The 23420-nt window shown below is 60.7% G+C and carries 19 protein-coding genes and 1 tRNA gene; 9 read left to right on the top strand and 11 right to left on the bottom strand.

Annotation, left to right across the window (positions count from 1 at the left end; genetic code table 11):
* Positions 1 to 332 precede the first annotated feature (332 nt).
* The gene (locus tag ACB040_RS07255) at positions 333 to 1805 is read left to right on the top strand and encodes a C69 family dipeptidase (protein ID WP_338772708.1); all 1473 of its coding nucleotides are present in this window, start codon (positions 333 to 335) and stop codon (positions 1803 to 1805) included.
* A gap of 61 nt (positions 1806 to 1866) precedes the next feature.
* Here the strand turns inward: ACB040_RS07255 and ACB040_RS07250 are convergent, their stop codons facing one another.
* From ACB040_RS07250 to ACB040_RS07240, 3 genes are read right to left on the bottom strand one after another with little or no spacing between them, the layout of a single operon-like run.
* On the bottom strand, positions 1867 to 2613 hold the full coding sequence (locus tag ACB040_RS07250; protein WP_338772710.1) for an SDR family oxidoreductase: 747 nt from the start codon (positions 2611 to 2613) through the stop codon (positions 1867 to 1869).
* 56 nt (positions 2614 to 2669) lie between these two features.
* On the bottom strand, positions 2670 to 2915 hold the full coding sequence (locus tag ACB040_RS07245; protein WP_042053656.1) for a DUF3624 family protein: 246 nt from the start codon (positions 2913 to 2915) through the stop codon (positions 2670 to 2672).
* Between the two features lie 31 nt (positions 2916 to 2946).
* On the bottom strand, positions 2947 to 3468 hold the full coding sequence (locus ACB040_RS07240; RefSeq protein ID WP_021231662.1) for a GNAT family N-acetyltransferase: 522 nt from the start codon (positions 3466 to 3468) through the stop codon (positions 2947 to 2949).
* Positions 3469 to 3654: 186 nt separating this feature from the next.
* On the opposite strand from ACB040_RS07240, the gene ACB040_RS07235 reads away from it, so the two are divergent.
* Positions 3655 to 5094 carry a RimK family protein gene (locus ACB040_RS07235; RefSeq protein WP_338772712.1) on the top strand — a complete coding sequence of 480 codons (1440 nt, stop codon included), beginning with the start codon at positions 3655 to 3657 and terminating at the stop codon, positions 5092 to 5094.
* A gap of 83 nt (positions 5095 to 5177) precedes the next feature.
* Here the strand turns inward: ACB040_RS07235 and ACB040_RS07230 are convergent, their stop codons facing one another.
* Positions 5178 to 6806, bottom strand: coding sequence for an alpha-amylase family protein (locus tag ACB040_RS07230; protein WP_338772714.1), 1629 nt, complete (start codon positions 6804 to 6806; stop codon positions 5178 to 5180).
* Positions 6807 to 6915: 109 nt separating this feature from the next.
* Positions 6916 to 8883 (bottom strand): TonB-dependent copper receptor, encoded by a 1968-nt coding sequence (locus ACB040_RS07225; protein WP_338772715.1) that lies wholly within the window; start codon positions 8881 to 8883, stop codon positions 6916 to 6918.
* Between ACB040_RS07225 and ACB040_RS07220 the strand changes: the two genes are divergently transcribed.
* A complete protein-coding gene (locus ACB040_RS07220; RefSeq protein ID WP_338772716.1) occupies positions 8872 to 9132 on the top strand; it encodes a hypothetical protein in 261 nt (86 codons plus the stop codon). The genes ACB040_RS07225 and ACB040_RS07220 overlap by 12 nt on opposite strands.
* Here ACB040_RS07220 and ACB040_RS07215 read toward each other — a convergent pair.
* On the bottom strand, positions 9129 to 9386 hold the full coding sequence (locus ACB040_RS07215) for a DUF2442 domain-containing protein (protein WP_005335997.1): 258 nt from the start codon (positions 9384 to 9386) through the stop codon (positions 9129 to 9131). The genes ACB040_RS07220 and ACB040_RS07215 overlap by 4 nt on opposite strands.
* Before the next feature lie 259 nt (positions 9387 to 9645).
* On the opposite strand from ACB040_RS07215, the gene ACB040_RS07210 reads away from it, so the two are divergent.
* Complete coding sequence (locus tag ACB040_RS07210) at positions 9646 to 11610, top strand: LTA synthase family protein (RefSeq protein ID WP_338772717.1); 1965 nt, start codon at positions 9646 to 9648, stop codon at positions 11608 to 11610.
* Between the two features lie 92 nt (positions 11611 to 11702).
* On the opposite strand, the gene ACB040_RS07205 is transcribed toward ACB040_RS07210, so the two are convergent.
* Positions 11703 to 12173, bottom strand: coding sequence for an Lrp/AsnC family transcriptional regulator (locus ACB040_RS07205; protein ID WP_005336001.1), 471 nt, complete (start codon positions 12171 to 12173; stop codon positions 11703 to 11705).
* Between the two features lie 143 nt (positions 12174 to 12316).
* On the opposite strand from ACB040_RS07205, the gene ACB040_RS07200 reads away from it, so the two are divergent.
* Complete coding sequence (locus ACB040_RS07200; RefSeq protein WP_043825993.1) at positions 12317 to 12835, top strand: cyclin-dependent kinase inhibitor 3 family protein; 519 nt, start codon at positions 12317 to 12319, stop codon at positions 12833 to 12835.
* Here ACB040_RS07200 and metA read toward each other — a convergent pair whose 3' ends face one another.
* On the bottom strand, positions 12836 to 13783 hold the full coding sequence (gene metA / locus ACB040_RS07195) for a homoserine O-succinyltransferase (protein WP_005336005.1): 948 nt from the start codon (positions 13781 to 13783) through the stop codon (positions 12836 to 12838).
* Positions 13784 to 13927: 144 nt separating this feature from the next.
* Between metA and ACB040_RS07190 the strand changes: the two genes are divergently transcribed.
* The 4 genes from ACB040_RS07190 (at position 13928) to yidA (ending at position 19210) form a co-directional block, all read left to right on the top strand.
* On the top strand, positions 13928 to 15166 hold the full coding sequence (locus ACB040_RS07190; RefSeq protein WP_005336014.1) for a DUF3391 domain-containing protein: 1239 nt from the start codon (positions 13928 to 13930) through the stop codon (positions 15164 to 15166).
* 53 nt (positions 15167 to 15219) lie between these two features.
* The gene (locus tag ACB040_RS07185; protein WP_338772719.1) at positions 15220 to 16368 is read left to right on the top strand and encodes a CinA family nicotinamide mononucleotide deamidase-related protein; all 1149 of its coding nucleotides are present in this window, start codon (positions 15220 to 15222) and stop codon (positions 16366 to 16368) included.
* 250 nt (positions 16369 to 16618) lie between these two features.
* Entirely contained in the window at positions 16619 to 18286 is a 1668-nt protein-coding gene (locus ACB040_RS07180; protein WP_371153974.1) for a DUF342 domain-containing protein, read from the top strand.
* A gap of 114 nt (positions 18287 to 18400) precedes the next feature.
* Positions 18401 to 19210, top strand: coding sequence for a sugar-phosphatase (yidA, locus tag ACB040_RS07175; RefSeq protein WP_005363212.1), 810 nt, complete (start codon positions 18401 to 18403; stop codon positions 19208 to 19210).
* Between the two features lie 108 nt (positions 19211 to 19318).
* Here yidA and ACB040_RS07170 read toward each other — a convergent pair whose 3' ends face one another.
* From ACB040_RS07170 to ACB040_RS07160, 3 genes are all read right to left on the bottom strand, one after another.
* The gene (locus ACB040_RS07170; protein ID WP_075116006.1) at positions 19319 to 22402 is read right to left on the bottom strand and encodes a transglycosylase domain-containing protein; all 3084 of its coding nucleotides are present in this window, start codon (positions 22400 to 22402) and stop codon (positions 19319 to 19321) included.
* 208 nt (positions 22403 to 22610) lie between these two features.
* Positions 22611 to 22928, bottom strand: a complete 318-nt coding sequence (tmaR, locus tag ACB040_RS07165; protein WP_005336024.1) for a PTS system regulator TmaR — start codon at positions 22926 to 22928, stop codon at positions 22611 to 22613.
* 400 nt (positions 22929 to 23328) lie between these two features.
* Positions 23329 to 23405: transfer RNA gene (locus ACB040_RS07160), tRNA-Asp, on the bottom strand.
* Positions 23406 to 23420: the final 15 nt, after the last annotated feature.

Here is a 23420-nt window from a genome sequence, read left to right as displayed (position 1 = left end):
ATCTCACCACGCATCCCTCGCAAGCAGGCGTCAGAATCATGACTCATCTGCTGCCGGTTCACGCTGTTTTGGCACATTTTGCCGTCCACGCGCCACGATGCCAGAGAAAAGTCAGGAACAGCCGTTTGATCACAAAATAAACAACCAGCGAGGCATACAATTTTGGCGCACATCACAACCAGCCAGCCGTGTCATGGATGATCTGTTCGTAAAACCAATAACAGGCAGACCAATCTGCCGTGCTCGCTCCGCTGCCAGTTCGGAGTTGCAGCCTCCCCACACCTCATCCCCCTCGTCTGACTCTCACTCACCGCAACCTTTCGGGCATAACTATGAAAAAACACACCTTGAGTCTTCTCTCCGCCACCCTGCTCACCCTGCTTGGCACCAGTGCCGACGCCTGTACCGGCCTTATCGTCGGCAAGGGAGCCAGTGCCGATGGCAGCGTGATGATCGCCAGAAACGAGGATTTTGGCGTCAACAACTGGAACAAGTACCTCGCCTTCCGGCCCGCGCAGCAGAACGAGGGCAAACTCTGGAAGCTGGGCAACGGGCTGGAAGTGCCGATGCCCAAGGCATTTTTCGCCTACTCCGCCATCCACGACTGGGATGCCACAACCAGCGACCCGGCAGGCAAATATTATGAAGAGCGCGGCATCAACGAGTTCAACGTCGCCATTTCGGCCACCACCAGTGCCGAGGTCAACGACAAGGCCCAAAAAGCCGATCCGCTGATCGAGAAGGGAGTGATTGAAGCCATCATCCCGACCCTGATCCTGCCGCAGGCCAAGACGGCCAAAGAGGGGGTCGAGCTGCTTGGCCGCTATGTGGAGCAATATGGCGCCGGTGAGGGCAACAGCCTCTATCTGGCTGATGTGAACGAGGCCTGGCTGATGGAGATCGGCTCCGGCCACCACTGGATTGCGGTACGGGTGCCGGACGACAGCTACGCCATGGTGGCCAACGGCCTGCGCATCCACGGCATCAATCTCGACAGCGCCGATGTGCTGCACTCGCCCAAGCTGCTGGAGTTTGTACGCGAGCACAAACTGCTGGATAACGCCGACCCGAAAGAGTTCAACTTCGCCAAGGCGTTCGGGGTCATCGCTGACCCGTATAACGTGGATCGGGAGTGGCTCGGCCAGAAAATGCTGACCGCCAGCCATCCGCAGCCGACCCGGCAGGCGCAATATCCGCTCTTTATGAAGCCGGATGCCCCCATCGCCGTGCCGGACGTGGCCAGGCTGCTGAGCGCCACCTATGAGGGCACGCCGCTGGCGGGCAAGGCGGAGCGGCCGATCCGCATCGATCGCCAGCTCGAATCCCACGTCATCCAGCTGCGCAAGGAGATGCCCAAAGAGCTGCAGGGATTGATCTGGCAGAGCTACGGCGTGCTGGCCGAATCTGTGATGGTGCCGCTCTACAACACCCTGGAATCCTACCCCCTGCCCTATCGCACCGGCAGCGACAGCTACTCAGATGATTCCGCCTACTGGCAGTTCCGCAGCCTGACCGCGCTGGCCAGCGCCGATCCGGACAAGTACCTGCCGCTGCTGCGCGGCGTCTGGAGCAAGGAGAGCAGCAAGCTCTACAAGGAGGTAGCCCTGCTCGACAAGAGCCTGAAGCAGGCCTATGCCAGCGACAAGGTTACCGCCATCGGGCTGGCCGCCGACTACTCCTATGGCCAGTTGGAGCAGACCTATCAGATGGCCAAAACGCTGCGCTACAAGCTGATGACGGATCTGACCAAGCGCACCGAGAAGAAGTATTCGCCGGAGGAGTTCAAGAAGATCATGAGCTTGTAATCGGCTCGCCAACGCAAAGAGGCTCCCACGGGAGCCTCTTTCGTTTCAGCCAATGCAGCGATCAGCGACGGCTGATATTGAGCGGGCCGAAGGTCTGCGCCACCGGCATGATCTCGATGCTGTTGATGTTGACGTGGGCGGGCTGCTGGCTAATCCAGAGCACGGTATTGGCGATATCTTCCGGCTGGATCGCCGCCACCCCCTGATAGACGGAGGCCGCCTTGGCATCGTCACCGTGGAAGCGCACGTTGGAGAACTCGGTGCCGCCGCACAGGCCAGGCTCCACGTTGGTGACGCGAATGGCAGTGCCCGCCAGATCGGCACGCAGGTTGAGGCTGAACTGCTTCACGAACGCCTTGGTGGCACCGTAGACGTTGCCGCCCGGATAGGGGTAAGTGCCGGCGATGGAGCCGATGTTGATGACATGGCCGCGATTGCGCGCCACCATGCCCGGCAGCAGCAGGCGGGTGAGCAGAGTCAGACCACAGATGTTGGTGGCAATCATCTGCTCCCAATCTTCCAGATCCGCCTTGTGGGCCGGCTCCAGCCCCAGCGCCAGACCGGCGTTGTTGACCAGCAGATCCACCTCGCTCCACTCGGCTGGCAGAGCGGCGATGGCGGCGCGGGTGGCCGCCTTGTCCTGCACGTCGAACGCCAGCGGCAGGAACTGCTCGCCCAGCTCGTCAGCCAGCGCAGCCAGCCGCTCGGCACGGCGACCGGTGCCGATCACCTTGTAGCCCGCCTGCACCAGCTGGCGGCTGATAGACTCACCAAAACCGGACGATGCGCCCGTTACCATTGCAATCATCTGAACCTCCATATCTACACCGATATTGTTATTTATCTTTTTGAATCTATTAAGATTCATTCATCGCTCAATTCACGTCCGGTCGCCTTGCGCCAGACAAATACCACCAGATGGAGCAGCAACAGGCCCGAGCCACCCAGCGCAAACAGCAGGCCGGTGAGGGCGTTGACCGAGGTGTCGGCGCCGCACCACCACCAGACCAGCCAGCCACTCAGGCCGATGATGAAGGTCTGGATGGCGCAGACCGGACAGCGCCCCAGCTTGGCCCTGATGGCGGTGGCAAGACAGTTGTCGCAGCTCATCCTGCTCCTCAATTCTGCTCGTTCAACATGATCAGTTGGCCTGTGAAGACGGCTTGCGCGCCTGAGTGCGAGCCACTCTGCGCCGCTCACGCTCCTCGTCGCTCACCAGCGGCAGCACCAGCCGGTGGGCGTGCTGGTCGCGGCCATAGTAGTCCGCCAGCCGCTGCTGGGGACGAAATCCCAATCCCTGATAGAGCGCCAGCGCCTCTTCGTTGGCGTCCCCCACTTCGAGGCGAATCGCCCCCCAGCCAGCGGCCTTGCCCTCGCGGATCACCTGCTCCAGCAGACGGCGGGCCCAGCCCAGACGACGCACCGTCCAGCGGATGGCAAGCGCCTGAATGACCAGCCGATCCCAGCCTCTGTGCTCCAGCAGGCAGAGATAGCCCATCAGCTGATGTTTCTCGTCCAGCAGCAACAGGGTGCGCCCCTTGGCGTGGGCCAGCAGATAGTGCCAGCGGCTGCGGCCAAAGGCGACTTCGGGAGGAAAACAGTAGCGTTCCAGATTAACGATGGCGCCCAGATCATCGGTTCGGGCCGCACGTACGGTCAACACGGGGAGTCCTTGTTCGGTTATTTATCCTCAGCACCAAAAATGCGACTTGTATCACAAGTTACCAAGGCGTCATATTAGGCACTGTAACCTCTTGTTTCCCCTCGCGCCATTGTCGTGCTTGTCGGTGCATCGAAGCCCACTGGGGATCCTGCCTGTTCAGGCAGTCTGATCTGTGGAGCCGAAAATATGAGTACCTATGTCATCGTCGAAGAGCTGGGCGACTGGCCTTGCCATTCCGATTATCTGCTGACCGCCCGCACCTATCTGCAACATGGCGTGCCGACCACCGGCGGCCGACCCCGCATCATCAACCTCTGCCGCAATCTGGAACACCTGAGCGCAGGCTACTACTGCTCGCTGCTGGCCCAGGCCCGCGGCCACCACTGCCTGCCGGGTTTGCAGGCCATCAGCCGGCTGCAACCCCAGCAGCCACCGGCCAAACTGTGGCGCAAGGCACAAGGGTGGCTGGCCCAGCAGAGCGAGGATCGGATCCGGGTACGTGCCATCTTCGGCCAGTGTGAACAGAGCGAGCTGGCGGGGCTGGCGCGCTATTACTATGGCCTCAGCCAGTTGCCGCTGCAGGAGCTGACCCTCAAGCGCGGCCGCCACGGCTGGTCGGTACGCCAGCAGCAGAGCCTGTCGCCGCTGGAGCTGAGCCCAAGCGAGAAAGAGTTGATGCTGCACCACGCTCAGGCACTGGTGGGGACCGGTGACGAGGAGCAGGCGGCGCCGCTCTATCAGCTCGCCATTCTGGTCGACCCCGATGATGGCCGTGCCAGCAGTGACGGGCTGGCGCTGGAGCGCTTTATCCGGGCTGCCGCCGCCCAGGGCATCCGGGCCGAGATCCTGCCACCGTCAGCCATAGAGCGGCTGCCGGAGTTCGACACCCTCTGGCTGCGTGCCGAAACCGCGGTCGGTCACTACACCTTCGAATTTGCCCATCGCGCCGAACAGCTCAAGATGCCGGTGATCGACAGCTCCCGCGCCATCCTAGCCTGCAGCAACAAGCTCTACCTCTACGAGCTGATGGTGCGCAGCGGCGTACCCATGCCGCCCACCATGGTGGTGACCCGCCGCGGCCGCCACCATGTGGATGAGCTGGTGCAGCGGCTCGGCCTGCCGCTGATGGTGAAGGTGCCCGACGGGGCGCAGGGGCGCGATCTCGCCATGGCCAGCGACGAGCAGCAGCTGGCCCGCCTGCTGGACGAGGGGCTGGGCCGCTCCGCCCTGCTGCTGGTGCAGAGCCGGATCCCCGCCGAGTTTGACTGGCGCATCGGCTTTCTCGACGGCTCGCCGCTGTTCGCCTGTCGCCGCTACCGGCCCGAACCGGGCAACCGCATTCGCCGCCGCAAGCACCCCCTCGACATGAGCCGCATCGAGGCGCTGCCGCTTAACGAGGTGCCGGAGCGGGTACTGCAGACCGCTCGCCGTGCCGTGCATCAGCTCGGCAATGGCCTCTACGGGCTCGATTTGCGCCAGCAAGGGCGTGACTGCGTGCTGCTGGAGATCGTCGACAACCCCTGGATCCGCGGCGATATCGAAGACAAGGAGGCGCAGGATCTCTACGAGCGACTGGCCCGCGCCTTCCGCCAGCGGCTGGAAAACCGGGGCCAGACTACCGCATAACCCGCCATGACTTTGTCGCCCGCAATGACAGAGAGGGCCCCGCGATGGGGCCCTCTCTCATATCAAAGCGTGCTGTGGCTGACTTATTGCAGACGCAGGAAACGCCCGCTCAAGGGCGGTATCTCCACCGTCACGCTGCTGCCGCCGATGGCCAGACTCTCGCCGCTTTGCAGATCCACCAGCGCACTACCGCTGCGCAGTTTGCCCGTCGGCAGGTTGTAGCTAAGCGCTGTGGTGGAGAGGTTAAGCAGGTAGACTATCTGCTCTCCCGCCGTCTGCTTGATGTCACCATAGAGACTACCCTCGGCCACCAGTTTGACTCGCTCTCCCTGATAGAGAGCGGGGTGCGCGGCACGCATCGCCAGCAGCTGGGCGAGCCACTCTTTCAACTCAGCCTGTTCGCTACCCGGCACAAAACCGGTGACAGCGGGCACCTTGCCGTCGCTGCGGGCCACATGATCGTCGCACAAGCCCTGCGCCGCACAGTCACCGCTGACCTTGGCAGCAAAACCCGGCACCTCGTCGCCAAACTCCTCGCCATAGTAGAAGGTGATGGGGCCGGAGCGGGCCGCCATAAAGCTGAAGGCTGCCTTGTGGCGCTGCCAGTACTCGGCCGACTTGAAGTTGCCGCGCTCCAGCAGATCGCCAAAACGCACCAGATCATGGTTGCCCAGCATCAGGTTCGGCATGGCGTGATTCGGGTAGTTCTCCACCTTGTTCCAGCTGGCGTCAAGCACGCTGGCCCCCTGCCCGCCCTTGCCGGACTCCTCCACCGCCAGCGCCTGCACGATGCCGTAGCGCAACGGGAAGTCAAAGGCCGAGGAAAGCGCCGGATTGTCGCTGCTGCCGTAAGCCTGGGCGCGAATATCGTCAGCCCCCTTCCACACCTCGCCCACCATGTAGCCAAGGGTGCCCCACTGCTGCCCTGCCGCCTTGCGCGTTGCGCTGGCCTGCTCCACCTCGCTGCGAATTGCGCGCCAATCATCCAACCCAAGCTGATAGGCCTGATCGAGGCGCCAGCCGTCGATACCGTACTGCTCGACCCAGTAGCGGGCCACCTCCTTGAAGTAGGCGAGGCTCTCCGGCTTGCTGTAATCCACCAGCTGGCCGGGATAACCCGCACCGCCGCTGGTGAGGGCTGGCAGACGCCCCTCTGGCGAGGGCTTGCTCATCCCCACCTTGTTGACGTGGCCAAACACCCCATCGAGGAAGACGTAGAGGCCGCGCTGGTGCGCCCCATCCACCAGCTGTTTGAGCTTGGCATTGCTGCCAAAGTTGGGATCCACGGTGAAAAAGTCGCAGGCGAAGTAGCCGGTGGCATCGAGCTTGTTATCGCCGCCTTGCCCCGCGCAGGAGTCGAACACCGGAGTGAGCCAGATGGCGTTGACGTTGAGACTCTTGATGTGGTCGAGACTGTCGATGATCCCCTGCAGATCGCCGTTGTGCTGGGAGGGGCCATAGCCGACGCCGTAGTTGGCACTGCCGTCACCATCGGCAAACGACTCCACCATCACCTGATAGATGCGCAGGTTGCAGGCGGGTTGATCGTCGCCATAGCAGGCACGACTGGCCGTGGCGACCGGAGGGTGGGTGACCGGCGGATTGACGACGGGGGGAGCGCTCTCCCCACCTGAACTACCGCTGCCGCCGCAAGCCGCAAGTAACAGGGCGGCCCCGAGCAGGCCGCCATAGCGTAACGTTCCCTGTTTCATTGTTATGTTCCCGCTGTGAGAGCAGGCGTCTGATACGCCTGTTTTTCACCATGATAGCGATGCTCACACAGCGGTGTCTGTGACTGAAAACGTTATCTGACTCAACTGGTTAGAGCACCCCTACCGAGGCAAAACGGTAGTTGAGCGAGAGCCAGTAGGAGCGACCCGGCTCGGGGATGCGGCCGCTCTGCTCATAGCCAAGCCCGGCCTGACTGGCGTGCACCGACTTGGAGAGGTGCTCGTAGTAGAAGGTGTCGAACAGGTTGTCTACTCCGGCCGAAAGCTGCCACCCTTTGGCAAACTGCCAGGCGCCGCTCAGGTTCATGGTGAAGAAGCCCGGAGTCTCCCCCTGATCCTGACCCGCCACGGTGCCGGAACCGATGTCCACCCGCTCCTGCGCCGCCACCGCGCGCCCCAGCAGGGTAAAGCTCAGCGCCTCGTCCGGCTGCCAGCCCAACGCCAGCTTGCCATCAAGCGGCGGCATCTGGGCCAGCGGCTTGTTGTCGCTCTGGTTTTCGCCGTAGACCACCGCCAGACCACCATCGAGACGCCACTGCTCGGCAAACTGCCAGCGCCCCTCCAGCTCGCCACCCCGGGTCTGGGCATCGATATTGCGCACCTTGTTCGACTTGCTGTTGTAGAGCAGGTAGTCCTTGATATCGGCGCTAAAGAGGGAGAGGGTCAGGTCCAGTTCGCGGCTGCGCAGAGCCAACCCCGCATCCCACTGGCGGCTGCGCTCCGGGTTGAGAGTGAACGGGGTACTGTCCTTGCTGCGCTCCCAGTAGTCCGGCGCCCGCTCTGCCTGTCCCCACGCCAGATAACTGGACCAGCGGGGCGACCACTGGTACTCATAGCGACCGAAACCGCTGTCGAGGTGTTCGGTCTCACTGTAGAGAGTCTGATCCCCCGCACCATAGCGAGTTGTCTCGACCCTATCCTGACGATAACCGCCCTTGTAGCTGTGAGCCCCCTGCTGACGACCCAGTTCGGCGAAGCCGCCCTGCTGCTCGAAACGCAGGGTGCGCTGGCGATCCTTGGTGGCATAGTCGACCCCACTCCGACTGCGGTGCTGATCCCGGTTGCTGTCTAGCCCGGCGGTCAGCAGCCAGTCGGCAGGCAGGGCGATATCGTTGGCCCAGCGCCCGCCGGTATTGCGGCGATCAGGGTTTCTCAGGGATTTAGGAGTGCTGTTTTGCCGCAGGCTGAAGTTGTCCATGATGTGGTCGATGTAGTTGTCCCACAGGGTCAGCTCGCTGCGCTGCCAGTGAGTGGTGATCTGCTCCTGCTTGAGCTTCAGCCCGAAGGATTCGCGATCAAACATGGGGCCATCCATGGTGCGGTCCGCATAGGCGGCACGGGCATTGCTACGCTCGGCGGTGAGTTCCAGCCAGGTGTGCTCCCCCGGCGTCCAGCCCAGCTGGGCGGTGCCGTTCTCGCGGCGATAGAAAGATCGCACCTCGTTGCCGTGACCATCGCGGTAATCGTCGCTGTCGGAGTGGGTGAACTGACCGCGCAGATAACCGTCGGTCGAGCCCGCCGTCATATCCACCATCTGATCATCACGGCCAAAGCTGCCATAGAGGGCCGAGGCATCGGCCTTGAGGCCCGGTGCGGTGAACTCGGGCCTGTCCCGCTCGAACAGCACAGTTCCAGCCAGGGTGGCACCCTGCTCCAGGGATTGCGGCCCCTTCAGCACCCGGATCCGGTCAAAGGATTGGGGAAACACATAGGCCGTGGGCGGGTCCATTCGGCCGCCACACCCACCGGCCAGCATGCCGCCATCCATCTGCACGTTGAGGCGTGACATCCCCATCCCCCGCAGCACGGGATCGCCACCGAGCCCCCCTTTGCGCACCATGCTCATCCCGGTGACATTCTTCAGATAACCGGCGCCGTCGGCAGCGGGCATGGGGGAACCGGGCTTCTTGGGATCCAGCGTCACTTCAAGTGTGCTGGCCGGGCGAGTTGCCACCACCACCATGGGATCCAGCTGTTGCACCGGTTCCTGACCGGCAGCGCCGTGACAGGCGAGCCCACCAACCAGCAGGGCAAGGGGTGTGCGCATATGACAAGCCATACATTTTCCTTATGTATTTGTTTGTTTTGTTATTTTCATTCAACCAACCAAACCTTTCACCAAGGGAAAGGTTTGCCGTCAGGCCGCAAAAAAGGCCTGCGGCGCGAAAGCGGCAAGCCTCTGTCAGGTGAAGCGAAGGCAAGTTGGCAAAATGTTGCGCAGGTTTTACCCAAGTTGGCTCAGAAAGGCAAACGGGCAAACATTCCAGTAACAGGAATCTGGCGTTGGCTCACAAAAAATGGGGATTAGCTGAAGGCTTCCCGCTCATCGATGGGAGAGATGAGGTGATAGACCTCATGGGCGGATAGCGTGCAGCCAACAGGCCACTCCAGCTGGTGGTGGCGGTTGATGAAGACCCGGGCGCAGTGACGCTCGCTCTCCAGCTTTGCAAACAGCGGCTGGGTTCGCCAGGGGGTCAGATCCAGCACTCCCGTGGTGCCATCCGATAACACCAGAAACAGGCGCCATCCCCGCACATACTCGACATCGATAAAGACCGGCATCCCTTCGGCTCCGATTGAGATAATTCGCGGCAATTATAAACACCAGCGCTCCATCCATACACGCTGTGGCTCACATTTTACCCAGCAGATTATGCTGTGCTCATTAGTGGCGTGACATCACATTTTTAGATGATAAATGTGTTAATGCCGACTTTTAACAAACTTGAATGCAACCTTAACCAACTCGATCTGTCATAACCTCACAACAACTAAAAAAACGTCTGTGGACAGACGTTTAGAGTCTCATTCAGGAACAAACATGACAGATCTAAAACAGCGACTCGGCCCGTTCTGGCCCTTCGCCGTCTTCTGCGCGCTCGCGCTTTTCTCTCTCTCTTTCAGCCGAATCGCCCTCGGTATATGGCAACTGGAACGAGTGGATGCCGTGGCCGGCTGGCAGGAGATGCTGCTGCAAGGGATCCGGGTCGACTTTGCAACCCTCTGCTGGGTCTGGGGTGTCCCCGCCATGCTCACTCTGCTGCTGGCAGGCCCCCACGCCATCGGCCGGGGCTGGCTGCAACTGATGCGCGTCTGGCTGACCGTCGGATTCTGGCTGATGCTGTTCCTCGAGATCTCCACCCCCTCGTTTGTCACCGAGTATGGCGTGCGCCCCAACCGCCTCTATGTGGAGTACCTCATCTATCCGAAAGAGGTATTCGCCATGCTGTGGGCGGGCCGCAAAGCCGAGCTGCTGCTGGCGGTACTCTTCAGTGGCGCCGTGCTGACCGGCGGTTGGTGGCTGAGCGGCCGTCTGGTGCGTGGCCTCAACTTCCCCCGCTGGTATCTGCGTCCGGCCTTCGCCCTGCTCATTCTGGCCATAGGTTTTCTCGGTGCCCGCTCCAGTCTCGGCCACCGCGCCCTGAACCCGGCCATGGTCGCCTTTGCCGAGGATCCGCTGGTCAACTCGCTCACCGTCAACTCCGCCTACTCCCTCTTCTTTGCCATCAAGCAGATGGGCGCCGAGGAAGATGCAGGCCAGTTTTACGGTGAGATGACCCCTCAGAAGGTGCTCGAGGTCATGCGCAAGGAGAGTGGCCGTCCGGCCAGTGATTTCAACTCCGATCTGCTGCCCAGCCAGACCTTCAACCAGGCGAGCTTCCAGGGTAAACCGAAGAATCTGGTGATCCTGCTGCAGGAGAGCCTGGGCGCCCAGTTTGTCGGCTCCCTCGGCGGCCTGCCACTCACCCCCAACATCGATGCCCTGTCGCAGCAGGGCTGGGCCTTCGAGCAGCTCTACGCCACCGGCACCCGATCGGTGCGCGGTATCGAGGCAGTACTGACCGGCTTCACGCCGACCCCGGCACAGGCGGTGGTCAAACTCGGCAAGAGCCAGACCAACTTCTTTACCATCGCGGATCTGCTCAAACAGCGGGGTTACGACACCAGCTTTATTTATGGCGGCGAGAGTCACTTCGACAACATGCGCAGCTTCTTCCTCGGCAACGGCTTCACCACCATCGTCGAACAGAAGGATTTCGACAATCCGGTGTTCAAGGGCTCCTGGGGCGCCTCCGACGAGGATCTGATGGCCAAGGCCGACGAGACCTTCAAGGCGCTGCACAAGGAGGGTAAGCCCTTCTTCAGTCTGGTGTTCAGCTCCAGCAACCACGATCCGTTCGAATTCCCGGACAACCGCATCGAACTCTTCGAGCAACCCAAGCAGACCCGCAACAACGCGGCCAAGTATGCGGATTACGCCATCGGCGAGTTCTTCAAGAGGGCGAAACAGTCCGAATACTGGAAGGACACCCTGTTCCTGGTCATCGCCGATCACGACAGCCGGGTCGGTGGCGCCAGTCTGGTGCCCATCCCCCGCTTCCATATTCCGGGGATTATCGTGGGCGACGGCATAGTGCCGAGAAAAGATCCGCGCGTCGTCAGCCAGATCGACATGGCGCCGACCCTGCTCTCACTGATGGGGATCAGTGCCGACTACCCCATGCTCGGCAAGGATCTGACCCGCATGCCCGCCGACTGGCCGGGGCGCGCCATCATGCAGTACGACAAGAACTTCGCCCTGATGCGCGGCAAGGATGTGGTGATCCTGCAACCGGAACGGGCGGCAGAGGGCTATGTCTACGATGATGCCAACGAGAAGCTGACCCTGGCGGCGCAGTCGGACGCCTTGAAGGAGGATGCGCTTGGTCTTGCCCTGTGGGGCAGCATGGCCTATCAGAAGAGTCTCTATCAGACGGCCAAGGATGAACGCACCGCCGCCAATTGAACACCCCGTGCAGATTCAACCCATAGCAGAATAGAAAAAACCGCCAGCTGGCGGTTTTTTTCCATCTATCCATACCGTCGGCCCACTGGCCATTATGGCTGGGGAAAGCAGGGCAGGGAGCGGCTGAACTTGTGCTCGAATACCAGCGAGGTTTCGAGGTGCACCACCTCTTCGCGGGAGGTGAAGTGATCGAAGACGAAGTTGCGCAGGTGCTCGGTGTCGGAGACACAGAGGTGCACCAGAAAATCATCCTTGCCCCCCATGTGGAACAGACTGATCACTTCGGGCAGCGCCAGAATGGCATCGCGGAAAGCATCGATGATCTGGCGGCTGTGACGTGCCAGCTGCAGGGAGACCATGGCCTGAATGTGACCACCGAGGGCCTGATAATCCACTTCGCAGTGCGCTCCCTTGAGCACACCATCCTGCTGCAGCTTGCGCACCCGCTCCAGACAGGTGGAGGGGGCAACGCCCACCAGCGCGGCCAGATCCTTGTTGGTCATGCCCGCATCCCGAAACAGATGGGCCAGGATATCCAAATCCAGTTGATCCAGGTTTCTCATCTTAACTCCTTGAACCGCTCAATTTTTTAGACTCTGCCCGTAAACCGGGGCAAACACAACGGCCATTGACATCCCCCCTGCCCCGCCTATCCTTGGCGCCATTCACCGGTCGCAGCCCTGCGGCCACCACGCGAGGATCCGCCATGCACCCGTATCACCCCTTCTGGAGCCTTGAGGTTCCCCGTGTCGACGGTCAGCTGCTGCTGACCCCCTGCCCCGGCACCCAGCAGGTGCCGCTGACCCTGGCGCTCGATCAACTGCGGTTGGCCGGAGCCCACGGGGTGGTGACCCTGATGACAAGCGCCGAGTTGATCCGACTCGAACTGGCGCAGCTCGGCCAGCAGGTCGAGCACGAAGGGATGCGCTGGTTCCATCTGCCCATCGAGGATGATCTGGCCCCCGATGCCGACTTCGAGGCTGCCTGGCAACAGGCGCTGCCACAGCTGCGCGAGCTGCTGGGGGATGGCAAACATCTGGTCATCCACTGCAAAGGGGGCAGCGGTCGTACCGGTCTGGTCGCCGCCGCGCTGCTGATGACCCTCGGCCAGCCACAGCAAGAGGCGATGGCCGCCATCAAGGCCCACAGACCCAAGGCGTTTACCCTGGCCTGCCACCGCCAATGGCTCGACCAGCTGGCCGAGCGGCTGGCGCAGGGCGACTGACTACTTGCCTCCCTGATCGTAGGTAAAGACCTTGCCGATATCTTCCACCCGATAGCTGGTGAGCTGATAGACGTAGTAGTTGAGCCAGTTGGCAAACAGCAGATGACCGTGGCTGCGCCAGCTGGCGCGCGGGGTCTTGCCCGGATCGTTATTCGGGTAGTAGTTGACCGGAATGGTCGGGTCGAGCCCTGCCGCCAGATCCCGCTGATATTCCCCGTCCAGCGTCAGGGCATCGTACTCCGGGTGGCCGGTGACAAACACCTGACGACAATCCTTGGTGGCCGCCAGATAGACTCCCGCCTCTTCTGACTCGGCAAAAATCTGCAAGTCGGTCTGGGCACGGATCAGATCGCCATCAAACGCCGCGTAACGGGAGTGGGGGGCGACGAACTCGTCATCGAAACCGCGCAGCAGCGGCTCGTGCTCATCGAGGCGATGGTGGCGATAAACCCCGGAGAGTTTCTCGCCGTGGGTCTGCTTCTCCATACCATACAAAGCTTTCAGCGCCGCCTGCACCGCCCAGCAGAGGAACAGGGTGGAGGTGACATGCTGATGGGACCACTCGATGATCTCGACGATGCGCGGCCAGTAGACCACCTCCTCGAACTCCACCAGCCCGAGTGGCGCCCCTGTGATGATCATGCCGTCGTAGTTGTTGCCACGCACCTGCTCGAAGTCGTGATAGAAGTTCTCCAGATGGGCCTGCGGCGTGTTCTTTGACTCCCTGTCATCGATGCGCAGCAGATCCACATCCACCTGCAGCGGCGAGTTGGAGAGCATCCGCATCAACTGGATCTCGGTCTCAATCTTCTTTGGCATCAGGTTGAGGATGAGCACCCGCAGCGGGCGGATGTTCTGGGTGACGGCCCGGGATTCCGTCATCACGAAGATGTTCTCCTGCCCCAGCACTTCGGCGGCGGGTAACTGATCCGGGATCTTGATCGGCATGCTTACTCCCTGTACTGCATCAGTAAATATGTCTGGACATCCAGAAGCCTATAATAAAGCTCCTGCCCTGTCATCAGATACCTTTTGTATTCACCCCCGCCTTTGACTAGCATACGGCTCAGTGTGTCTCCTGCTTCCAAGATAATGACCGGTATCAAGATTTCCGTAGATCGACTGCAAGTCGGCAACTATGTATCCCTGCCACTGGGGTGGCGCGAACACCCGTTCCTGTTTTCCAGCTTCAAGATCAAAAGTGAAGAAGAGATCGAGCTGATCCGCCGTCTCGGCCTGAAACTGGTCACCATCATTCCCGACAAGAGCGACGTTCCGCCCAAGCCTCTCAATCAGGTACAGCCTCAGCAACAAGAGAGCGCAGACGCCGCCCAGCGCCAGGCCCAGATGCAGCAGGAGAAGGATCGCCGCATCGAGCAGTTGCAACTCTATCGCCGCAATCTGCAGCAGTGCGAGAAGCAGTTCCAGCAGTCGCTGGCGCAGGTGCGCAGCGTGATGAGCAAGATCCAGTCCCGCCCCCTCAATGCCATCGGCGAGGCGCAGGAGCTGGTCAACGCCATGACAGAACAGCTGCTCTCGGTGGATGAGATGGTGCTCCATCTGGTCTCCGACAGCGAGGATGGCAACAACCTCTACTTCCACTCCCTCAATGTGAGTGTGCTCAGCATGCTGCTGGCCAAGGAGTGCTGCATGACGGCCGACGAGATCCGTCAGGTTGGCATGGGGGCGCTGTTCCACGATATCGGCAAGCTGAAGATCCCGAGCCAGATCCTGCGCAAGACCGAGCCGCTGACCAAGCCGGAACAGAACCTGATGGCCCAGCACCCGCGCTACGGGCTGGATCTGCTCAATCTGGCCAAGGATTTCCCGGCCGAGGCGAAGGGGATCGTGCTCCATCACCACGAATATCTCGATGGCAGCGGGCCGGAAGGGCTCAAGGGTGGCCAGCTCGATCCGCTGACCCAGATGGTGTCGCTGATCAACGAGTACGATAACCTCTGCCACATGCAGGCCAAGGTGCCCTACTCGGCCCTGAGCGGCCTCTACAAGCAGCGCAAGGCGCAGTTCAATCCGGAGTACCTCAGCATGCTGATCCGGTTGATGGGGATCTATCCCCCCGGCAGCGTGGTGCAACTCTCCAACGGTCAGGTGGGGCTGGTAATGTCGGTCAACGCTTCCCGCCTGCTCTACCCCTCGGTGCTGGTGTACGATCCGCGCATTCCCCGTCAGGAAGCGGCCATCATCGACCTGCAGCAAGCCGAACTCTCGATCGCCAAGGTGATCCACCCCAAACGGCTGCCGCCCGCCGTGTTCGAGTACCTCAATCCGCGTACCCGGATCAGCTACTACTTCGAGCACAACAAAGCCTGATTGTGTTGGCCCAAGACCAACCGTTGCCACCCGTTTAATCCAAGGAGCCTGCCATGCGTATCGAGATCATCAGTACCGGAGACGAAATAGTGACGGGTCTGGTGGTGGATACCAATGCGGCCTGGCTCAGCGCTCTGCTGCTGGAACAGGGGTGGCAGGTGCGCCGTCGCCTGACGGTGGGTGACAACCTCGCTGACCTGAAAACGGTGCTGCAAGAGAGTGCCAGCCGCGCCGAGGTGGTGCTGGTGTGTGGCGGGCTCGGGCCCACCGCCGACGACCTCACTGCTCAGGCAGCCGCTGAAGCCTTTGAACAACCGCTCACCCTCTTCCCCGAATGGCTCGCTACCATCGAAGCGCGCTACGCCAGCCGTGGCCGCTCCATGGCACAAAGCAATGCCAAACAGGCCTGGTTGCCGCAGGGGAGCGAGATCCTCGACAACCCGGTTGGCACCGCCTGCGGCTTTGTGGTGCGAAATGGCCAGAGTCAGCTCTTCTTCACCCCGGGCGTGCCGTTCGAGTTCAAGCAGATGGTGCGCGAGCAAATTCTGCCGCGCCTCAAACAGCTGGCCGGTGCGCAGATCGATACCGAGCTGCGTCGCTTTTACACCTTCGGCGTCTCGGAGTCGGCGCTCAGCGATATGCTTGATGCCGACCCCTGGCCAGCCGGCATCGAGCTGGGTTACCGCTCCTCCATGCCCCTTATCGAGCTGAAACTGATCGGCCACGGCGCCAGTGCCGCTGACATGGAGAGTGCAGAGCGCCGACTGCTGGATACGATCCGCCCCTGGCTGGTTGGCAGCGGAGATACGGAACCGGCGCAGCAGATCCTCGAGCTGCTGCAAGGCAAACCGCTGGCTCTGCTGGAGGGAGAGAGTGGCGGCGCCCTGCTGGCGCTTTGTCACGGCCATACCCGGCTGGAGGCCAACTTCAGTACGCTACTGGCCGATGAGCTGGCACAACTGCCGACAACCGATGCAGGCCTGCAACTGACCATTGGGCGAGAGGGTGCAGAGGGGGTGCCACTGCTGCTCAGCGCCGATGGCATGCACATCGGTCAGACGGTCAAGGTCAGCCACCCCGACCCGGAGAGCCGCCGCAAGATCCTCGCCTTTGCCGCCCTCGACATGCTGCGCCGCCATATGCTGGGTGAGCCGGTGCTCGGCGATTACCTCACCCTGGCCAGAACAGCCCAGCACAGCTGATAACCACCGCCCCTGCCAGCGACCTTATGTTGCTGGTGCTGCGATCCGCCTTTTCACGCCATTGCCAAACAGCACCCATATTTATCCGGCCGCCATCACCGATTTGACTTCAATTCATTGACCATTCAGAGGAAATATCTGAATACTGCCCACTCTCAGGGTTGGTGACTCGCTTTATTAATCATTGAGAGATTAAATGACAGTAGAGGAACGAGCAGATCGTTCCGTTCTCATCCAGCAAGGAGATGCGGTGTTAAGCAAAGAGTGGTTGCTGCTATCAAGCGATATGGAACTGGTCTGCCTGCGGATTGCCGCCGGTCTCACCAAACCTGTCACGGAACAGGATGTGCAGGCTCTGCTGCTCGCTTCCAACTGTCGCCGCTATCAGCCGCTGCCCGAGGGGATCAAACAGGCCATCAGCCTGCTCAATACCCTGCTCACCAACCCTGCCGCCCCCATCCCCGCCAACCCCATCCCTGTCGGCAAGCGTCAGGATGCCCGACTCGCCGTAATAGTGGAGAAGGATCGCATGAGCGCCATCGCCCAGATCACTGCCGACTGGGGTGGCAAGTATATGACGCTGGAACAGTTGAAAGAGGCGATCGCCATCAGCGAAATCAAACAGGGGGTGAGTGAGCAACTGCTCACCGCTGCCATCCAGTCAGCCAAGGAGGCCGCCCCCGGCAGTCAGCTCAAGCTGGTGATTGCCAACGGCCAGCCTGCCGTCAATGGTCAGGACACTCGCTATGAGCGGCTGGTGGAGACCCCGGCCGAACGGATCCTCAAACCGCAGGAGCTCGGGCATGGCAAGGTCGACCTGCGGGATCTCGGCTCCATCGTCACCGTCAAGGCCGGCGCTCAGCTGATGCGCCGTCATCCGGCCACCGTCGGGGTACCCGGTTTTACCGTGACCGGTCAGGACCTGCCCGCCAAGGATGGCAAAGACAGCCCGATGAGTGCTGGCGAGGGCACCTTTATCTCCCCCGACGATCCCGACCTGCTGATTGCCGGTCGGGCTGGCCTGCCCTGTCAGGAGAAAGCAGGCATGAAGGTGGACGAGGTGCTCAGCGTCAAACAGGTGGATGCCCGCCACGGCCACATTGATTTTGAAGGGGGCTTAATCGTCAGCGGCGACGTCAACCCGGGCATGAAGATCAGGGTCAGCGGTGATATCGTCATCGGCGGCTTTATCGAAGGGGGCTGGATCGAGGCGGGGGGCAGCATCACGGTACGCCACGGCATAATTGGCCGCCGCAACGAGCAGGGGGAGTACCTTTGCCAACTCAATGCGCAGGGGGAGATCCACGCCAGCTACGCCCAGTATGCCCAGCTGGAAGCGGGGGGGGATATCCAGATCCAGAGCCAGCTCAGCCACTGCTACTCCCGCAGCGGACAAGATATCAAGGTAGGCGATAGCAACATGCGTAAAGGCACTCTGCTGGGGGGCACCTGCATTGCCAATCGCCTGATCATGGCCCCCAGCCTGGGGGCCGAGGCCGCCAACCATACCCGGCTGCAGATCCTCGGCGGCTACTTCACCCACAAGGAGCAGGAACACCAGCTCAAGCTGCGCCAGCAGGCGTGTCAGGCCCAGCTGGGAAAAATCAAGGAGCTGGTCATGAAGTTGCTGCAACTGCCCAGCGACAAGCGCAATCCGGATACCCTGCGCAAGCTCAAACCGATCCGGGACCATCAGCTGGCCGAACTGGCCCAGCTCGATGAGCAGCTCACCGCCAACCAGGAAGAGCTGCGAAACTTGATGGCTCAGATGGAGGTCATTGCCACCCAGCACCTCTACTCCGGCATCGAGGTCGAGATGGCCAGCTTCAAACGCAAGGTTACCATCACCCGAGGCCCTACCCGCCTGACCATCCATGATGAAACCCTGGAGATGACCCCTTACGAGGGACACAAATAGCTCAACCGGCACAGCCCCATCGCTGAACCGGTCGTGATCCCGCCGCCGATTTTCGCTACACTCGCCACTTCCTTGGCCCCACCGGGCGGGCCACCCAGACTCAGGTAGTGAGAGATGTACAAGCTGATCGCATTGGATATGGATGGCACCCTGCTCAACCCGCAGGGCCAGATTACTCCCCGCACCCACGCCGCCATCAGCGCAGCGCGCGCCAAAGGGGTAACCGTTGTGCTGGCCTCCGGCCGCCCGCTGGAAGGGATGAGCCGCTATCTGGAAGAGCTCGGCCTCACCACAGAGCATGACTACGTCATCTGCTACAACGGCGCTCTGGTGCAACAGGTGGCCGATCAGCGCATCATCCGCAGCCAGCTGCTGACCGGCAGTGACGCCAGCGCCGTCGCCAAACTGGCTGATGAGCTGGAAGTGAACGTCCATGGTTTCTCGGTCACCCAGGGCCTCATCAGTCCCCGTGTCAGTACCTACACCGAGCACGAATCTCGCCTGATCGGCATGCCGATCAATCTGATCGACTTCGCCACCCTGCCTGCCGACGAGCAGATCATGAAGGTGATGATGATCGACGAGCCGCCCCAGCTCTCCCGCGCCATCGAGCGACTGCCTGCTGAGCTCTATGAGCGCTATACCGTGGTACAGAGCGCCCCCTTCTTCCTCGAATTCATGAACAAGCAGAGCAACAAGGGAACTGGCGTGGCCGCACTGGCCGAGCATCTTGGCCTGACCGCCGATCAGGTGATCTGCGTCGGGGATGCGGGCAACGATCGCCATATGATCGAGTACGCAGGCCTCGGGGTTGCGATGGGCAATGCCACCGACGAGATCAAGGCGCTCGCCCAGCACACCACCGCCCGCAACGATGAAGATGGTGTAGCTCAGGTGATCGAACAGTTCGTACTGAACGCCTGATCGCAATCGAGCGCCGCTGCGCCCGATGAGGATATAAAAACGGGGAGGCTGTCAGCCTCCCCGTTTTTCTGGTCAGTTATCTGCGTGATGAGCGGTAATTCGCTCGCATCACTGGTTCGCCAGACACTGGGTATGGGAACCCGGTTGCAGGTAAGGCGTCAGCAGAGGAGCCATCCCCTTGAGCACCTGCACCGGCAGTGCCGAGGTGAAGCGGAACTTGTCAGACTGGCTACCCGGTACATAGGCGGTCAGGGTACCGAAGTGATCCTCACCCAGATAGAAGACGAAGGTCGCGGTGCGGTTGCGCGCCAGCGAGCTGGTCACGTTGCCATAACGACCCACGGTTTCAATCCGGTTATCCCCGGTCCCGGTCTTGCCCCCCATCTGAAGCACAGTGCCATCCGGCAGGGTAAAGGCACCGGCGATACGTCTTGCCGTGCCCCCTTCGACCACCTTGGAGAGCGCACTGCGCAGGGCGGCCGCCACCTCTGCCGGCATCACCCGGGTTCCCTCGGTGTGCTGCGGCTCAAACTCGGTCTCGAAGGGAGTCCCCTTGGCGAACGAGAGATGCTCGATACGCAAGGTTGGCGAGCGGACACCGCCATTCTGGATAATCCCCATCAGCTCGGCCAGTGCAGCCGGACGATCGCCGGAGCTACCCAACGCGGTCGCCAGCGAAGGCACCAGATGGTCGAACGGATAACCGAGCTTGGCCCAGCGCTGATGGATATCGAGGAAGGCTTCAACCTCCAGCATGGTGCGGATCCGGCTGTCACGGGCACTGCGATGGCGAGTCTTGAACAGCCAGCTGTAGACCTCCTGCCGCTCGTCACGACTGGCCGCCACCGCGTCGGCAAAGGTCGCCTTGTCGAACTCCTTGAGATAGGCCAGCAACCACAGCTCCAGCGGGTGAACCCGGGCGATGTAGCCCTGATCCGGCAGTGAATACTTGCCCGGGCCATAGCTCACATAGAGCTGATTGACCCGCTTGGCGCTCAGCTTCTCTCTCGGCAACCGCTCCGCCAGGAAGGCAGCAAAAGCCGCTTCGCTGGCTTCCGGCATCAGGTAGCGGTGAACCGCCGCCAGACGTACCGCACTCGGCTTGAGACCGTCGAGGAAGGTATCGAGCTGCTCTTCGGGAGTCTTGCCGCGATATTTGCGCCAGAAGCGCAGCAGATAGGTCTGGCCCTCTTTGTCGGCAAATTTGGCCAGATACTCCTGACGACGGGGATCCTTGTCATCCTTCAGCAACTGGGCACGGTTGCCCTCCTTGTAGAGGCTGTAGCGCACGATATCGCGCATAAGCCGCACAAAGGGCAAGTTAATCGACTCACGCAGAGAGTCACGCAACGTCGGAATACGATTGTTATCCTCGCGGCGGAAGTTGTTGAAGGTGTGCATGCCACCACCGGTAAAGAACCCCTCATTGGGGCTGGCGGAGTATTTGCGATCCAGCGCCGCTTCCAGCATCACAGGCAGGCTCTTGTCCTGAGCCGTCATCAGATAGGAGATGGCCCAGCGGCTGAGGTTGTCCTGAGAGACGGCAGCCAATTTCCGCAGATTCTCGACCGGCATCCCGGCATAGTTGTCGTGCAGTTCGGCCACAATTTCCAGATAGGTGGTCAGCACCCGCAACTTGGCGGTTGAGCCCAACTCCAGCTTGGAGCCTTCGTTGATATCGAACGGCTGATCGGTGTTGTCGGTCTGCACCCGCACCTTGAACCCTTCCGGCGACTTCTCGAACAGGGTGAAGCTGTAGCGCACATCGCCGGTCTTCTCCGGCGAGAGCAGGCGCTCACCAAACAGTCCCACCTGAGCTGCAAACGTCGGGTCGGCCAGCTGTTGCAGATAACGGGAGATTTCGTTCTGCAACGGCATATTGAGGCTGGTATCAGCGGTCAGATCCATCCGGTCGAGGTCATAGAGCTGCACCCCGAGCTGACGGCTCAGGCGAGTACGGGCAACCTGCAACCCCTTGTTATTGTTCACCCGGGTGATAGCCGGGGACTGCAGGAAATCACGAAACGTAATCTTGGCCTTGAGCGCAGCCTCCATCAGAGGTGGCGTGATCATTCCCTCCTGCACAAACAGGCGCAGGTAGCTGTCGGTCAGGGTAGCCAGCGCCTCTCGCCCCTGAGCTAGATAGTAAGAGGGACGGCGGTGCGCAATCATCAGCGAGACCACCTGACGCAGAGCAAGTCCCTGTTCGGCCAGCGGTGCGTTCTGGTTGCGGGCGGGGTCCAGCAGACGGTTCACGTCATCGACATTGGCACCAAACCAGACCCAGAGGCCATCTCCCAGACCATGTACTTCACCATATCCCGGCGCAGCCGAGAGCGGTACCGAGTTGAGGTAGGCCCAGGCGACCAGCTTGCGCGCTTCGAGGGTTTCCGGCCCGAGACGATAGGCACGCACGCTGGCAGAGGCCATCTGACGGATCTTCTCGGTAGGCGACAGGGTCAGGCCATCCGGCGAGTGGCGATACTTCTCCACCTGGGTCGCCAGGGTACTACCACCGGCAGATTGATCCTGCATATCGAGCGCCTTGCCCACCTGGGAGAGCGCGGCTTTGGCAAAACGGGGCCAGTCGACTGCCGGGTTGGCCAACGGCTCTTCGTTGCTCAGCAGATCGCGGTTCTCGATAAACAGCAGCGACTGGATGACGAGCGGTGGAATGGAGTCAAAATCCGGATAGTGATGGGTCGGATACTTGAATTGATAGAAGGGCTCAGCGCGGCAATCGTGCAGCGTCAGTCCGGCCTGCACCTTCTCGGTATAGGGCACGAAGAAGCCACGACTGGCGTAGTCATAGAGCGCGTCGGAGAAATGCACCTGCTTGCTGACTTCATAGCCCCGCTGAAGCAAACGCTCCTGCATCATCGGCAGTTGCACATAGCCGAGCCGCTTGTCGAACGGGCCATCCTCAGGGAAGGCGATCTGCTTGCTCTGGCCAGGCTCGACCTGATAGGTGAGCTTGGCGGCATAGCGGGAAATCTCCTGAGATTGCAGCTTCGAGGTTTTCATCTCATAGCCAACCAGAGCGATCACCGCCCCCAGGCACAATAAAAAGAGAAAACAGAACAGCCAACGCCACCAGGGACGACGCTTGCGCTTTGGGTTCCCGTCCGAGGTCTGGACAGATGAATCTTGAGATGCCACTTGTGTCAAATCCGTCTGTTCTGATGCGCCCATATCAGCCCCACCATGGTTGCGCAATTTATTGTGTTTCACTCAAGCTTAGTCTTTTCAAGTCAATGGCTTGAAACTATTGACCGCTTTGTGGTGATGGTAACAGGGCAATTCTAAAAAGGGGAGCCGATTGTTGCAGGAGTGGCAGAGATCCGAGCTGATAACAAAACACCGGCCAGTGGCCGGTGTCTCTTAAGCGAAAGCTGAACGCTTATTTGTGAGAGCTCATGCCCTTCAGTTTGGTGCTCAGCTCTTTACGCTCTTTGGAGAGCTCGGCGTTCTTGATGATGTGGTCATCCACGCGCTCTTCATAGTCGGCACGCATGTTGGCGATGATCGCCTGTACATCATCAATGCTCATGCCCGGCTTGATGTAGTCGCTCAGGTTGTCGAGCAGCAGCACGCGCTTCTGGTTGTCACGGATCTTCTTCTCGTTATCCGCAATTTCACGCTTGAGTTTGTTCTGGCGACGGGACATACGCACATATTCCAGTACATCGCTGAAGGTGGACTTGTTTACTTGTTCCATATCGATACCACTGACTTAAGGTTGATAAAAACTGGCCAAGTTACACCTGGAACCCGGCAAACTCGGCACGGGACAGGCAAACTCAAGATGCCCTTACTCTACCGAGTTATAAGCGAGATACAACCCTAATCGCGCACCATGAACAGAGTTTGGCCAAAAGTAAACCAGTTAAAATGGCCAGCAATCCATCAGATAAGATCTTGATATAGATAGAAAATGGAGGAGATGACAGGGTTTTAGTTCTCTTCCTCTAGATAAATGCTAACACTGGCTGTTTAACACGCTAAAAACACCAAAGCCCAGTCGAGAGACCGTGCTCTGGTGTGTAAATCTGCGGGTCTTATGGGCAAAAACGCCCATAGCAAAAAGGCCTTCCCATCTGGGAAGGCCTTCAAATTAGTGGCGGAGCGGACGGGACTCGAACCCGCGACCCCCGGCGTGACAGGCCGGTATTCTAACCGACTGAACTACCGCTCCGCATTCGGTTAGCTT

Origin of the sequence: Aeromonas sp. S11(2024), from assembly GCF_041402345.1 — a bacterium.
Lineage (GTDB): Bacteria > Pseudomonadota > Gammaproteobacteria > Enterobacterales > Aeromonadaceae > Aeromonas > Aeromonas veronii.
Note: the sequence above shows the minus strand (reverse complement) of the source record. Positions and strands in the feature narration are given on the sequence as shown.

Excerpts from the sequence above, each read along its gene's own strand:
- ACB040_RS07255 (WP_338772708.1), top strand. The coding sequence starts at position 333 with ATGAAAAAACACACCTTGAGTCTTCTCTCCGCCACCCTGCTCACCCTG.
- ACB040_RS07250 (WP_338772710.1), bottom strand. The coding sequence starts at position 2,613 with ATGATTGCAATGGTAACGGGCGCATCGTCCGGTTTTGGTGAGTCTATC.
- ACB040_RS07245 (WP_042053656.1), bottom strand. The coding sequence starts at position 2,915 with ATGAGCTGCGACAACTGTCTTGCCACCGCCATCAGGGCCAAGCTGGGG.
- ACB040_RS07235 (WP_338772712.1), top strand. The coding sequence starts at position 3,655 with ATGAGTACCTATGTCATCGTCGAAGAGCTGGGCGACTGGCCTTGCCAT.
- ACB040_RS07230 (WP_338772714.1), bottom strand. The coding sequence starts at position 6,806 with ATGAAACAGGGAACGTTACGCTATGGCGGCCTGCTCGGGGCCGCCCTG.
- ACB040_RS07220 (WP_338772716.1), top strand. The coding sequence starts at position 8,872 with ATGACAAGCCATACATTTTCCTTATGTATTTGTTTGTTTTGTTATTTT.
- ACB040_RS07225 (WP_338772715.1), bottom strand. The coding sequence starts at position 8,883 with ATGGCTTGTCATATGCGCACACCCCTTGCCCTGCTGGTTGGTGGGCTC.
- ACB040_RS07215 (WP_005335997.1), bottom strand. The coding sequence starts at position 9,386 with ATGCCGGTCTTTATCGATGTCGAGTATGTGCGGGGATGGCGCCTGTTT.
- ACB040_RS07210 (WP_338772717.1), top strand. The coding sequence starts at position 9,646 with ATGACAGATCTAAAACAGCGACTCGGCCCGTTCTGGCCCTTCGCCGTC.
- ACB040_RS07205 (WP_005336001.1), bottom strand. The coding sequence starts at position 12,173 with ATGAGAAACCTGGATCAACTGGATTTGGATATCCTGGCCCATCTGTTT.
- ACB040_RS07200 (WP_043825993.1), top strand. The coding sequence starts at position 12,317 with ATGCACCCGTATCACCCCTTCTGGAGCCTTGAGGTTCCCCGTGTCGAC.
- metA (WP_005336005.1), bottom strand. The coding sequence starts at position 13,783 with ATGCCGATCAAGATCCCGGATCAGTTACCCGCCGCCGAAGTGCTGGGG.
- ACB040_RS07190 (WP_005336014.1), top strand. The coding sequence starts at position 13,928 with ATGACCGGTATCAAGATTTCCGTAGATCGACTGCAAGTCGGCAACTAT.
- ACB040_RS07185 (WP_338772719.1), top strand. The coding sequence starts at position 15,220 with ATGCGTATCGAGATCATCAGTACCGGAGACGAAATAGTGACGGGTCTG.
- yidA (WP_005363212.1), top strand. The coding sequence starts at position 18,401 with ATGTACAAGCTGATCGCATTGGATATGGATGGCACCCTGCTCAACCCG.
- ACB040_RS07170 (WP_075116006.1), bottom strand. The coding sequence starts at position 22,402 with ATGGGCGCATCAGAACAGACGGATTTGACACAAGTGGCATCTCAAGAT.
- tmaR (WP_005336024.1), bottom strand. The coding sequence starts at position 22,928 with ATGGAACAAGTAAACAAGTCCACCTTCAGCGATGTACTGGAATATGTG.